13 protein-coding genes are annotated in these 12,363 nt (G+C 71.1%); 10 read left to right on the top strand and 3 right to left on the bottom strand.

Annotated features, from left to right (window positions below):
• Positions 1-13: 13 nt before the first annotated feature.
• Together A4R44_RS13230 and A4R44_RS13225 are read left to right on the top strand one after the other, a co-directional pair.
• Positions 14-835, top strand: a complete 822-nt coding sequence (locus A4R44_RS13230) for an SDR family NAD(P)-dependent oxidoreductase (protein WP_067579668.1) — start codon at positions 14-16, stop codon at positions 833-835.
• A gap of 1 nt (position 836) precedes the next feature.
• Entirely contained in the window at positions 837-1,388 is a 552-nt protein-coding gene (locus tag A4R44_RS13225; protein ID WP_093574460.1) for a TetR/AcrR family transcriptional regulator, read from the top strand.
• Between the two features lie 223 nt (positions 1,389-1,611).
• Here A4R44_RS13225 and A4R44_RS13220 read toward each other — a convergent pair whose 3' ends face one another.
• Positions 1,612-2,322 carry a metalloregulator ArsR/SmtB family transcription factor gene (locus A4R44_RS13220; RefSeq protein WP_067579664.1) on the bottom strand — a complete coding sequence of 237 codons (711 nt, stop codon included), beginning with the start codon at positions 2,320-2,322 and terminating at the stop codon, positions 1,612-1,614.
• Positions 2,323-2,463: 141 nt separating this feature from the next.
• On the opposite strand from A4R44_RS13220, the gene folE reads away from it, so the two are divergent.
• The gene (gene folE / locus A4R44_RS13215; protein WP_067579662.1) at positions 2,464-3,066 is read left to right on the top strand and encodes a GTP cyclohydrolase I FolE; all 603 of its coding nucleotides are present in this window, start codon (positions 2,464-2,466) and stop codon (positions 3,064-3,066) included.
• Here folE and A4R44_RS13210 read toward each other — a convergent pair.
• A complete protein-coding gene (locus A4R44_RS13210; RefSeq protein ID WP_369805891.1) occupies positions 3,030-3,890 on the bottom strand; it encodes an alpha/beta hydrolase fold domain-containing protein in 861 nt (286 codons plus the stop codon). The two genes, folE and A4R44_RS13210, sit on opposite strands and share 37 nt — an antisense overlap.
• 468 nt (positions 3,891-4,358) lie before the next feature.
• Here A4R44_RS13210 and A4R44_RS13205 point away from each other — a divergent pair, with 468 nt between their 5' ends.
• On the top strand, positions 4,359-5,753 hold the full coding sequence (locus tag A4R44_RS13205) for a wax ester/triacylglycerol synthase family O-acyltransferase (RefSeq protein WP_067579660.1): 1,395 nt from the start codon (positions 4,359-4,361) through the stop codon (positions 5,751-5,753).
• Positions 5,754-5,802: 49 nt separating this feature from the next.
• Positions 5,803-6,552: an HAD-IIB family hydrolase gene (locus tag A4R44_RS13200; RefSeq protein ID WP_157904858.1), complete on the top strand. Its 750-nt coding sequence runs from the start codon at positions 5,803-5,805 to the stop codon at positions 6,550-6,552.
• A gap of 3 nt (positions 6,553-6,555) precedes the next feature.
• Here A4R44_RS13200 and A4R44_RS13195 read toward each other — a convergent pair whose 3' ends face one another.
• Positions 6,556-7,494, bottom strand: coding sequence for an alpha/beta fold hydrolase (locus tag A4R44_RS13195; protein WP_067579655.1), 939 nt, complete (start codon positions 7,492-7,494; stop codon positions 6,556-6,558).
• Between the two features lie 126 nt (positions 7,495-7,620).
• Here A4R44_RS13195 and A4R44_RS13190 point away from each other — a divergent pair, with 126 nt between their 5' ends.
• Genes A4R44_RS13190 through A4R44_RS13170 form a run of 5 tightly spaced genes read left to right on the top strand, consistent with a single transcriptional unit; the run spans position 7,621 to position 12,332 of the window.
• The gene (locus A4R44_RS13190; RefSeq protein WP_067579652.1) at positions 7,621-8,688 is read left to right on the top strand and encodes an acyl-CoA dehydrogenase family protein; all 1,068 of its coding nucleotides are present in this window, start codon (positions 7,621-7,623) and stop codon (positions 8,686-8,688) included.
• Between the two features lie 2 nt (positions 8,689-8,690).
• Positions 8,691-9,863 (top strand): acyl-CoA dehydrogenase family protein, encoded by a 1,173-nt coding sequence (locus A4R44_RS13185; protein WP_067579650.1) that lies wholly within the window; start codon positions 8,691-8,693, stop codon positions 9,861-9,863.
• Positions 9,860-10,768, top strand: coding sequence for a bifunctional MaoC family dehydratase N-terminal/OB-fold nucleic acid binding domain-containing protein (locus A4R44_RS13180; RefSeq protein WP_067579648.1), 909 nt, complete (start codon positions 9,860-9,862; stop codon positions 10,766-10,768). Before A4R44_RS13185 ends, A4R44_RS13180 begins: the two co-directional genes overlap by 4 nt.
• Positions 10,765-11,163, top strand: coding sequence for a MaoC family dehydratase (locus A4R44_RS13175; protein ID WP_067579646.1), 399 nt, complete (start codon positions 10,765-10,767; stop codon positions 11,161-11,163). Before A4R44_RS13180 ends, A4R44_RS13175 begins: the two co-directional genes overlap by 4 nt.
• A complete protein-coding gene (locus A4R44_RS13170) occupies positions 11,160-12,332 on the top strand; it encodes a lipid-transfer protein (protein WP_067579644.1) in 1,173 nt (390 codons plus the stop codon). The genes A4R44_RS13175 and A4R44_RS13170 overlap by 4 nt, the downstream gene beginning before the upstream one ends.
• The last annotated feature ends 31 nt before the right edge of the window (positions 12,333-12,363 follow it).

Raw genomic sequence — 12,363 nt, 5'->3', positions numbered from 1 at the left:
TAGCGTCTGCGGCATGACGAGAACATGGGTGATCACCGGAGCGAGCCGCGGCCTGGGGCAGGCGCTGACGGTGGCCGCGGCGGAAGCGGGCGGCCGAGTGCTGGCGACCGTCCGCACGCCGGGCAGCGCGCCGGGCCACCGGAACGTCGTGGAGCACGTGCTCGACGTGCGGGACCGGGCCGCCGCGCGGGAAACCGTGCGGCGGGCAGTGGCCGAGTTCGGCAGGCTGGACGTGGTGGTGAACAACGCCGGGTACGGACTGGTCGGCATGGCCGAGGAGGCAAGCGAGGACGAAGCGCGGGACATCCTGGAGACGAACCTGCTGGGCGCGTTGTGGCTGACCCAAGCCGCGTTGCCGGTGTTGCGCGAGCAGCGGTCGGGGCACGTCGTGCAGATTTCTTCGGTCGGCGGCGCCGGTTCGGTGCCGGGATTCGGGCTGTACAGCGCGAGCAAATGGGGGCTGGAGGGCATGAGCGAGGCGATCGCGCAGGAGGTCGCGGAGTTCGGCGTGCGCGTGAGCATCGTCGAACCGGGCGGAATGGACACCGAATGGGCGACCGGCAGCATGCGGTTCGCCGCCCCGGACCCGGCGTACGACGGGTTGCGCGAGCGGATGTTCGGCACGGCGAGCGTCCCGTGGGCCGCCGCCGGCACCGGCGGTGGCACCCCGCCCGCGGAGATCGCCGCTGAGATCCTGCGGCACGTCGACGACCCCGCCGACCGGCGGCTGCGCGTCCTGGCCGGTGCCGACGCCCCCGGAATGGTCGCGACCGCACTGTCCGGACGGCTGACGGATTACCGGCAGGACAAGCGTTTCTCCGACGCGGAGATCTGACGTGGCGCGCGCCAGCACCCGAGCCCGGGTGCACGCCGCGGTGCTCTCCCTGGCCGCCGAATCCGGTTTCGGCGGCCTGACCATGGAGGGCATCGCGGCCCGCGCGGGCGCCGGGAAGCAAACGCTGTACCGCACGTGGTCCTCGCCCGCCGCGGTCCTGCTGGACGCGCTGCTGGGGCAAAGCCTCGACGCTTCCGGCGAAGTCGCCATCCCGGACACCGGCGATCTTCGCGCGGATCTGGAAACCCTGGTCCACGGCATGATCGCCGAACTGACCGATCCGGCGACAGACCGCCTGCTCCGCGCAGTGACCGCCGAACTGCAAACCGATCCGGCCATCGGCGCCGAAGTCCTGGACCGGCTGCTGGGCCCGCAACTGCGCGCCATCGCCGACCGCCTGGCCCGCGCCGAGGCCGCCTGCCCGGAGGACGGCGCGGAACTGTTGCTGGGCCCGGTTTTCCACCGCTGGCTGCTGCGCACCCGGCCGTTCCCGGAGGACTGGCCCGCCGCCCACGTGGACCGGGTGCTGCGCGCGGTGTCGTCCGGCGGCTAGCTCGGCGAGCGCGGCAACGGGACCCGAATCCGGCACCTGGGCACGGCAGCGCCGCTCATGCTCGACCTTCGCCGATCCTGGAAAGCCGCGTCCCCGGAGCGAGGGCTCCGCTTCGGGTGCGCCCGGAGTCGGCTCCGGCCAAGCGGGGAACTGGTTCCTCGCCTTCGAGATCGACGGTGCCGAAATCCGGGACATCCTCGCCCGCGGGCCGAGGCCGGCCAGGTCAACTACCGCCTGACTCGGTTCCCCGAAGCTCCACGCAACACCCGCCGTCGCGCGGCGCGACCCGGGCCGTCGCCACCCCCGGGACCTGGAGTCCTTCCACGACCCCGCGCAAGAACCGGTCCGTCATCCCGCACACCAGGTCCGGTGCGCGTCCGGCCAGCGGCTGGAACGGGCAGTTGCGCAGCCGCAGGCACACCGGCGTCTCGCGGTTCGGCTCGAAACCGTGCCGGGCCAGCACTGTGCTCGTCAGCGTCAGCCCGCGTTCCGTGCCCAGCCGGCCTGGCCGGGAACGTTCGCGCTCGGCGGCACCGGCCGCGGAGCCGTGCCGTCCGGCCTCGCGCAGGGCAGCGTCGCGGGCCGGTTCGCTGGGGGCCGCCGACGCGACCGCGTCCACCAGGATCGCGGCCAGGACGTCCGGGTGCCGGGGCGGGATGGTGATCGCGAAGTCGGTCGCGGCGGGTTCGTAGACCTTCGGAGCGCGGCCCACCTTGCGGACGCCGCCGACGGTTTCGTAGCGGGCGCGCAGGAGACCGGCTGTCACGAGTTTGTCCAGGTGGAACGCGGCCAGCTTGCGCGAGATGCCGACGGCCGCGGCCGCCTCCTCGCGCGTCACCGGGCGGCCGGCGTCGCGGATGAAGGCGTACATCCCCCGGCGCAGGTCCTCCTCCAGCGCCGCTACCGCGCGGATGGTCGCCAGGTCACTCGTCACATCTCCACGATAACGCCCAGCGAGGTTCCCCGAACCCGCTACCTGGCTTGTTCACCTGGTCACATTGACTCCGTCAGGCGATAAGACCAAGATTTGTAGGCGAAACCCTGCCCTGCCAGCCCCGAAGCCCGAGGATCGCCCATGCAGTCGTCCGGAACCGCCCTCCGCGTCGTCCACGAGCCCGTCCCCGGCTTCGACCTGGCCGCGGCCGAACATGCGGCGGGGGATTTCCTGCGCGCGCTCGGCATCAGCCTCGACTCGGAGAGCCTGCGCGGCACCCCCGGCCGGATGGCCCGCGCGTACGCGGAGCTGTTCACGCCGCGCGCGTTCGACCTCACCACGTTCCCCAACGACGAGGGCTACGACGAGCTGGTGCTGGCCCGCGGCATCCCGGTCCGGTCGGTCTGCGAACACCACCTGCTGCCGTTCATCGGCGTCGCGCACGTCGGGTATCTGCCGGGCGAGCGGATCCTCGGGCTGTCGAAGCTGGCGCGGGTCGTCGAGCATTTCGCGTGCCGCCCGCAGGTGCAGGAACGGCTGACGAAGCAGATCGCGGGCTGGCTCGGCGACCAGCTGTCCCCGAAGGGCGTCGGCGTGGTGATCGAGGCCGAGCACACCTGCATGACTCTGCGCGGCGTGCGGGCGACCGGCTCGTCCACGGTGACGTCCACACTGATGGGCACGCTGCGCGAGGACGCCCGGTCGCGTCAGGAGTTTTTCTCGTTGACCGGGGTCAACGCCTGAGCGCGGGCCCAGTCGAGGAAGTGTTCGACGCCGCGGACGACGTGGGTGCTGCGGATTGACGGGAACACGTCGAACGCGTGCTGTGCTCCGGCGAGTTCCGCGTACGCGACCGGGTGGGCGGATTTGGCGCGCAACCGGGCGACGAACTCCCGCGCCTCCGCGACCGGCACGAGCGAATCGTGCTTGCCGTGGATCACGAAGAACGGCGGCGCGTCCTCGGCGACCCGGTCCATCGGGGACGCGGCGAGGTAGTCGTCCAGCCGGTGCTCCGGCGCGAACACCCGGCGCGCCATCAGGCTTTCCAGGCGGTACCGGCTTTCCTCCTCGCCGGTCGACGCGGCGATGTCGTACACGCCGTAGTGCGGCACGCAGGCCTGCACGCTCGTGTCCGCCTCCTCGAACCCCGGCTGCAGCGCCGGGTCGTTCTGGCTCAGCGCGAGCAGCGCGGCCAGGTGCCCGCCCGCCGAACCGCCGGTCACCGCGACGAATCGCGGGTCGCCGCCGTACTCGGCGATGTGCTCGCGGATCCAGGCGAGCGCTTGCTTGGCCGCCACGATGTGCGCAGGCCAGCGCGAGGCGGGGGAGAGCGGGTAGTTGATCGCGACGCAGACCCAGCCGCGGCGGGCGAGGTGGCGCATCAGCGGCAGGCCCTGCTGTTCCTTGTTGCCGATCGTCCACGCGCCGCCGTGGATCTGCAGCAGCACCGGTGCGTCGCGGACTGTCTCGCGCGGACGGTAGACGTCCAGCAGGAACCGTTTGCCGCCAGGGGCGTAAGCGACATTCCGGTCGCGCACGACGTCCGGCTCGTGCATCCGGAACGGCATCAGCAGGCGTCCCCACGGAGTCGAGAAGTCCGAGGGGTTCTCCAGCCGGTCCCGGTAGTCCTCGCCGAGCGCTTCGACGAGCGCGGCCTCGACCTCGAGGCGCGCCTTCAGCGAGGTCCCGATGAGCGACGCGAAACCGGCCGCGGACAGCCCGGCCAGCGCCAGCCCGACNCTCCAGCAACACCGGAGCGGCCAGCCCGACCCGGTCGCCGGGGCGGCGCACCCCGTGGCGCGCGACGTGCTGCACGGTGTCGGCCGCGGTGAGCGCGAGCAGGTGCGGCGCGAGTTCGCCGGTGAGCCAGCCGGCGAAGAACACCGGGATCGAGGTCGGCCGCGGTTTCGGCGGCGCCACGGCGAGCGCGGCGAGCCCGAGCTGCGCCGCCCGGCGGGTCACGAAGTCCGGTTTCACCTGCCCGATGCTACCTCCGCCGAGCGCCCCGGCCAGGGTTCTGCCTTACGCTGGCAGACATGCAGCGACTGAGCGGGCTGGACGCGAGCTTCCTCTATCTGGAGACGCCCTCGCAGGTCCTGCACGTCTGCGGCCTGCTCACCCTCGACGGTTCGACCATGCCCGGCGGCTACGCGTTCCCCGAGTTCAAGCGCCGCCTCGCCGAACGCGTCGCGGTGCTCCCGGCGTTCCGCCGCAAACTCCACAATCCGCTCTGGAACCTGAACCATCCGGTGTGGGTGGAGGACGAGGATTTCGACCTCGACAACCACGTGCACCGGATCGGCCTGCCCGCGCCGGGCGACGACCGCGAACTCGCCGAGATGTGCGCGCACATCGCCGGACAGCGGCTCGACCGCGCGCATCCGCTGTGGCAGTGCTACGTGATCGAGGGCCTGCCGGACGGACGGCTGGCGGTGCTGCTGAAAATGCACCACGCGAGCGTCGACGGCGTCGGCGGGGCCAGCCTGATCGGCTACCTCGCCGGGCTCGAACCCGACGCGCCGCTGCCGGAGCTGCCCGCCGGCGAGCGCCACAACGACGGTCTCCCCACCCGGCTTCGGCTGCTGCGCGAGAGCGCCGATTCGCTGCTGCACCGGCCGTTCGAGGTCGCCCGGCTGCTGCCGGAGCTGCTGGGGCTGGTGCCGAAGTGGGCGATGAAAACTTTGCGCGGCAAGGGAATGCCGGTGCCCTTCACCGCGCCGCGGACCTCGCTGAACGGCACCATCACCGGTCATCGCTCGGTCGCGTTCGCGCAGCTGGACCTCGATGCGGTGAAGCAGGTGAAGGACGCTTTCGGCGTCACCGTGAACGACGTCGTGCTGGCGCTGGTTTCCGGTGCCCTGCGGCAATTCCTGCTCGGTCGCGGCGAGCTGCCGGGCGACCCGCTGGTGGCGACGGTCCCGGTGTCGGTGCACGAACGCACGGAACGCGATCACGGCAGCAACCAGGTCTCGGCCTTTTTCGCTTCGCTGCCAACGCATCTGCCCGACCCGGCGGCGCGCGTGTTCTTCCTGGCCGAGGCGAACCGGCGGGCGAAGGACCACCATTACGACATCGACGCCGACATGCTCGCCGACTGGGCCCAGTTCTCCCCGGCGTCGGTCTTCGGGCTCGGCGTGCGCGCGTATTCGGCGCTGCGGCTGGCCGAACGGCATCCGGTGGTGCACAACCTGATCATTTCGAATGTGCCCGGGCCGCCGATGCCGTTGTATTTGCTGGGGGCGCGGATCACCGGGCTGTACCCGCTCGGGCCGGTGTTTCACGGCGCGGGGCTCAACATCACGGTGCTGTCCACTGACGGCAAGGTCGGGGTCGGGTTGCTGGGGGCCAAGGAATTGGTGAAGGACCTGTGGCCGCTGGCGGACGCGCTGCCGGAGGCGATGGACGAGTTGAGCAAGGCCGCGCCGGTGTGACTCCTCGCGAGCGTGCTGCCCGCCCGGCGACGGTGGTAACTTGCGGTCCGTGGGGAAGACGGTGGTGTTCGATGTCGACGGGACGATCTGCTTCGACGGTGTCTCGATAGCGCCGGCGATCGCCGAGGCGTTGAGTGCGCTCCGGGGCCGGTTCCGGCTGGTGTTCGCCTCCGCGCGCCCGATCCGGGATCTGCTGCCGGTGCTGCCCGCCGAATTCCACGACGAGACGCTCGTCGGCGGCAACGGCGCCTTCTCCCGCAGCGACGGCGAACTCCAGGTTCTCGGCATCGCCCGGGAGGACCGCCGGGTGCTCGACCGGATCATCGACGAGCACGATCTCAAGGTGCTGATCGACGGCGACTGGGACTACGCCTACACCGGCGACGAAGCGCACAAGATCTTCCGGCAGCTGGACGCCGGGAAACTCGCTTCGAACGTCAGCCGGGAGCAGATCGAACGGTATTCCAAGGTCGTCCTCTTCACCTCCCGCCCGGACGTGCTGCGCCGGCTTCGGGAGACCGGGCTTTCGATCAGCGTGCATCCCGAGGAAGGCATCGTCGACGTGGCGCCCAGCGGGATCACCAAACATCACGCGCTCGTCCGGCTGGGGATCGCCGAATCCGGGTACACGGCGTTCGGGAACGACGCCAACGACGAGCGGATGCTGCGGGAGGCGACGACGAGTTACTGCGTCGGCCGGCATCCGGCGCTGGCCTTCGCCGACCGCCATCTCGCTCCGGAGGCCGTTCCCCGGGCGATCCGGGATCTGCTGGAGCCGGAGCGAGACTCGGCCGCGTAGCCGTCAGGACGCCGCGCTGGCCGGCGGCGGCGCACTGTCGGCGAGTGCGGCTTGCACCGAAGTGCACGCCGCCGTCAACGCCGCGACGAACTGGTCCGCCGCGAACACGCACGCGGTATGCCCCGCCGGAATCTCGTACGTCGCCGCCCCGGCGATCCGCCGCGCCAGGCTCCGCTGGTGCGCGGGCGCGATGAACCCGTCCCGCGAAGTCACCACCACCGCGGCGGGCAGGTCGAGCGTGTGCAGCCACGGCGTCGAGTCGAAGCGGCCGATCTCGTCCAGCGCGACCGCGATCGCCCACGGGCTGGTCGAGCGGAACTCCTCCAGCGCCCACCGGTGGTCCTCCAGCCGGGCGAGGCGTTCGCGGCGGGGTTCGCCGGGGACCAGGCCGATGCGGGCCTGGTCGCGCAGCAGGTGCAGGGTGCGGCCGAACAGGTCGAGGGCCACGCGTTGCCGGACGCCGCGGCGGAAGTTGCTCGCCGTCGAGCACAGCACCAGACCGGTGACGCGGTCCGGACAGCGGCGGGCGGTCAGCTGGCCGACCATGCCGCCCATCGAGTAGCCCGCGACCATGAACTGGTCGATGCCCAGCGCATCCGCGACCGCGACCACGTCGTCCGCGCAGTCTTCGAGGCTGAAGTCGTGCGAGCGGATGCCCTGGCCGTGCCAGCGCTGGTCGAACACCACCACCCGGTGGTTCGCCGACAGCCGTTTCAGCACGGGGTACCAGGTGAGCAGGCCGGTGCAGGCGACCGAGTGCAGCAGGATCACCGCGGGTGCGTGCCGCGGGCCGACGTCCACCACGACGGTGTGGCCGCGGCCGGGCAGGGACAGCGGCTCCGGGTCGGGGACGCCCGCGGTGGGCGGGATGGTCGCGAGCTTGCGCGTTGCTTGCCAGCCGACGTCGCCCAGCGCTGATTTGAGAACTTGTTCCGCACCCACGTCGGCGTGCCGCCCTCCCTGCTCGTCCTGTCGATCTACCGCCCGGGCCCCGGTCCTGGGGGTTGCCGAGCCAGCCCATTCCGGCTAAAAATAGAACGTGTTCCACCTAGGTGGAGGGAGACCGGAGTGGACTTCACCCCCGACGATACGCAGGGCGAGATCACCTCGCTCGCCGCGCAAGTGCTCGGGAAGACCGACGAGCCCGCCGACCAGTGGCGAGCGCTGGCCGGCGCGGGCCTGCTCGCCCTGCCCCTGCCCGCCGACCTCGGCGGCGACGGGCTCGGCGTCGACCACGTCGCCCCGGTGCTCACCGAGGTGGGCCGGGCCGCGGCGGCGGTGCCCGCGTACGCCGTGCTGGCGCTCGGGATCCTGCCGATCGAGGCCCTGGGCACCCCGGCGCAGCGCGCTGAGTTCCTGCCGCCCGCCGCGGCGGGGGAGACCATTCTCACTGCCGCCTTGCACGAGCCGTCCGCACCGCTGACCTCCATCCCCGGGACCAGCGGTGCGGCGGCGGACGGTTCCTGGGCGGTGGCCGGCGTCAAGACGCACGTGCCGTACGCCGCGGAGGCGACGCGCATTCTCACGCCGATCGCGTTGCCGGGAGGCACTGGCGTCGCGCTGGTGGATCCGCGCGCAGACGGGGTCGAAGTGCTGCCCGCGTACAACGCGACTGGCACGCCGGAGTACACCGTGCGGTTCGACGGCGCGCGGGTGAGCGAAGCGGATTTCTTGCGTGACCGCACGGCAGGGCATGCGTTGCAGACGCTGCACCGCTACGCGTTGGCTGGAGCGCTCGCGCTCGGCGACGGCCTGCTGGCCGGAGCCTTGGCGCTAACAGCCCAGCACGTCGGCGAGCGCACGCAATTCGGCCGTCCGCTCGCGACCTTCCAGGCGGTGGCACAGCAGATCGCGGACGTCTACGTCGCTTCCCGCACCGTGCATCTGGCCGCGGTGTCGGCGGTGTGGCGGCTGGCGTCCGGATTGGACGCGGACACCGAGCTGGACATCGCCGCGTACTGGCTGACTGCGGAAGCTCCGTCCGCGCTGGCGATCTGCCATCACCTGCACGGCGGCGTCGGCGTCGACCGCACCTATCCGCTGCACCGGTATTCCTCGGCAGTGAAGGACCTCGGCCGCACGGTCGGGGGAGCGGCGCACCGGCTCGGCCGGCTGGGCGAACGAGTGGCGGGATGAGCATGCACATCGAACTGACGGCCGCGCAACAGGAATTGCGGGCGCAGCTGCGCGAGTACTTCGCGGGCCTGCTGACCGCCGACGAGCGCCGGGCCTTGCTGCGGGAGCGGCACGGACAGGTGTACCGCGACGTCGTGCGCCGGATGGGCCGCGACGGGAAGCTCGGCGTCGGCTGGCCCAAGGAGTACGGCGGCGGCGGTTTCGGCGAGATCGAGCAGCACATCTTCGTCGACGAAGCCGCCCGCGCGGACGTCCAGCTGCCGTCGGTCACGCTGCAGACGGTCGGGCCGACGTTGCAGGCATTCGGCACCGAGGAACAGAAAGCGAGGTTCCTGCCGAAGATCCTGGCCGGGGAAGTGCACTTCGCCATTGGCTACACCGAACCGGAGGCCGGCACCGACCTCGCCTCGCTGCGCACCCGCGCGGTCCGCGACGGCGACGATTACGTGATCAACGGCCAGAAAATCTTCACCACCGGCGGGCACGACGCGGACTACGTGTGGCTCGCCGTGCGCACGGATCCGGACGCGCCGAAGCACAAGGGCATCTCCATCCTGATCGTGGACACCCGCGACCCCGGCTATTCGTGGACGCCGATCATCACCTGCGACGGCGCGCACCACGTCAACGCGACGTTCTACGAGGACGTCCGGGTGCCGGCGAACATGCTGGTGGGGGAGGAAAACCGCGGCTGGCGGCTGATCACGACACAGCTCAACCACGAGCGCGTGATGCTCGGCCCGGCCGGGCGCGTCGGCGGCCTGCACGACCGCGTGTGGGCGTGGGCGGCGGCGCGGAAGACCCCGGACGGCACGGCGTTGCTCGACCTGCCGGACGTGCGCGCGGTGCTGGCCGAGACGTTCGCGGTCGCGCGGGTCAACGAACTGCTGAACTGGCAGGTCGCGGCGGCAGCGGCGCACGGGTCGGTCGAGATCGCCGACGCTTCGGCGACGAAAGTGTTCGCCTCCGAGCGAATCCAGCGGATCGGGAGGCTGCTGGAGGAGCTGGTCGGGCGCCATGGCGACCTCGCCGACCCGGACACCGCCGAACTCGCCGAATGGCTCGACGTGCTGGCGAAACGGAACCTGGTGCTGACGTTCGGCGGAGGCGTCAGCGAGATCCAGCGCGAACTGATCGCCTCCGCCGGACTGAACCTGCCGAGGGTGCCGCGATGACGATCGAGGAAGCCGCCGCGAAGATCGCCGCACAGGGCGAAAGCGCGCCGAGGTACGCGCGCGATCCGGTGAACCAGGCGATGGTGCACAACTGGGTCGAGGCGATCGGCGACGCCAATCCGGTGTACACCGACGCGGACTTCGCCGAGACGAGCGTCCACAAGGGACTCGTCGCGCCGCCGGCGATGGCGCAGGTGTGGACGATGCCGGGACTGCACGGCGTGCGCGGGGACGACGATCCGCTCGGCGCGATCCTGAACGTGCTCGACGACGCCGGGTACACCTCCATCGTGGCCACCAACTCCGAGCAGACCTATCACCGCTACCTGCGGCCCGGCGAGCACGTTTCGACCACGAACGTGCTGGAGGACGTCACCGGCCCGAAGCGCACCGGGCTCGGCGAGGGCTGGTTCGTGACCACCCGGACGAATTGGTACGTCGACGGGGAACTGGTGGCGGACATGGTGTTCCGCGTGCTGAAGTTCCGCCCGCGCGAACCGGAGCCGCCGCCGTCGCCGGTGCTGCGGCCGGTGATCAGCCACGACACCGAGTTCTTCTGGGACGGCCTGCGCGAAGGCGAACTGCGCATCCAGCGCTGGGGCGACGTGCTGCGGCATCCGCCCGGCCCGATGCCGCCGGACGGATCGCTCGACACGGCACCGGATTACGTCGTTGCCAGCGGCCGCGGAACGGTCTACAGCTTCGTCGTGCACCACCATCCGGCGGTGCCGGGCAAGCGGCTGCCGTTCGTGGTCGCGCTGGTGGAGCTGGAGGAAGGCGTGCGGGTGATGGCCGAACTGCTGGACGCCGACCCGGCCGAGGTCCGCGTCGGACTTCCGGTGACCGCCGCGTTCGTGCGCGTCGACGACGAATTGACCCTGCCCGCGTGGAAGGTGGCGCGATGACTGCCGCAGTCGGGACCGAACTGCCGCCGATGGTGCTTGAGGCGACGCCGACGCTCGTGATCAGCACCGCGCTGGCGACCCGGGATTTCCAGGACGTGCACCATGACCGGGACGCCGCCGTCGCGCGCGGTTCGAAGGACATCTTCCTCAACATCCTCACCGACACCGGCCTGGTGCAGCGGTACGTGAGCGAGTGGGCCGGCCCGCAGGCGCTCATCCGCTCGATCAAGATCCGGCTCGGCGTGCCGTGCTACGCCGGGGACACGCTCACCTTTTCCGGCCGGGTCACCGCGCGCGACGGCAACGACGTCGAACTCGAAGTGTCCGCTGTGGACAGTCTGGGCGCGCACGTGACCGGCACAGTTTCGCTGACGCTGCCGGAGGAGGACGCATGACGTTCACCGGGACCACCGCCATCGCCGGGATCGGCGCGACGGAGTTCTCCAAGGATTCCGGACGCAGCGAACTGCGGCTGGCGGCCGAGTGCGTGAGCCACGCGCTGGCCGACGCCGGACTGAAACCGTCCGATGTGGACGGAATGGTGTCGTTCACCATGGACGGCAACGCGGAGATCGCGCTCGCCCGCGAACTGGGCATCCCGGAGCTGACGTTCTTCAGCCGCGTGCACTACGGCGGCGGCGCGGCGGCGGCGACCGTGCAGCAGGCAGCCATGGCGGTCGCCAGCGGGATCGCCGACGTCGTGGTGGCGTACCGGGCGTTCAACGAACGGTCCGGAACGCGGTTCGGGCGCGTGTCGGCGGCCGCGGCCCAGCAGGTGAACACCTCCGGTGCGGACAACGCGTTCCACTACCCGATGGGCATCGCGACCCCGGCCGCGACGGTGGCTATGGTCGCACAGCGGTATCTGCACGAATACGGGGCCACCAGCGAGGATTTCGGCCGGATCGCCGTCATCGACCGGGCGCACGCGGCGACCAATCCGAACGCCTGGTTCCACGGCAGGCCGATCACCCTGGAGGAGCACCAGGCTTCGCGCTGGGTCGCGGAACCGTTGCACCTGCTCGATTGCTGCCAGGAAAGCGACGGCGGCGTCGCGCTGGTGATCACCAGTCTCGAACGCGCGCGTGACCTGCGGCAGGAACCGGTGGCGGTTTCGGCGGCGGCGCAGGGGAGCGGGCCGGATCAGTACGTGATGACCAGCTACTACCGCGACGATCTCGCCGCGCTGCCGGAAATGGGCGTGGTCGGGCGGCAGCTGTGGGCGCAATCCGGGATCGGGCCGTCCGATGTGGACGTCGCGGTGTTGTATGACCACTTCACCCCGTACGTGCTGATGCAGCTGGAAGAACTGGGTTTCTGCGGTCGCGGCGAGGCGAAGGACTTCATCGCGGGCGACACGCTGACCCTCGACGGGAAACTGCCGCTCAATCCGCACGGCGGCCAGCTCGGCGAGGCGTACATCCACGGTATGAACGGCATCGCGGAGGCGGTCCGGCAGCTGCGCGGCACGGCGGCGAACCAGGTCGCCGACGCCAGCACGGCGGTGGTGACGGCGGGGACGGGGGTCCCGACGAGCGGGCTGGTGCTGACTCGGGCCTCGTGAGTGTTGGTGCCGGTTAGAACCGGGATTGCCG

It is taken from the genome of Amycolatopsis sp. M39, from assembly GCF_001651785.1.
Classification (GTDB): Bacteria; Actinomycetota; Actinomycetes; order Mycobacteriales; family Pseudonocardiaceae; genus Amycolatopsis; species Amycolatopsis rubida.
This window is presented reverse-complemented; position numbering and strand designations above follow the sequence as displayed.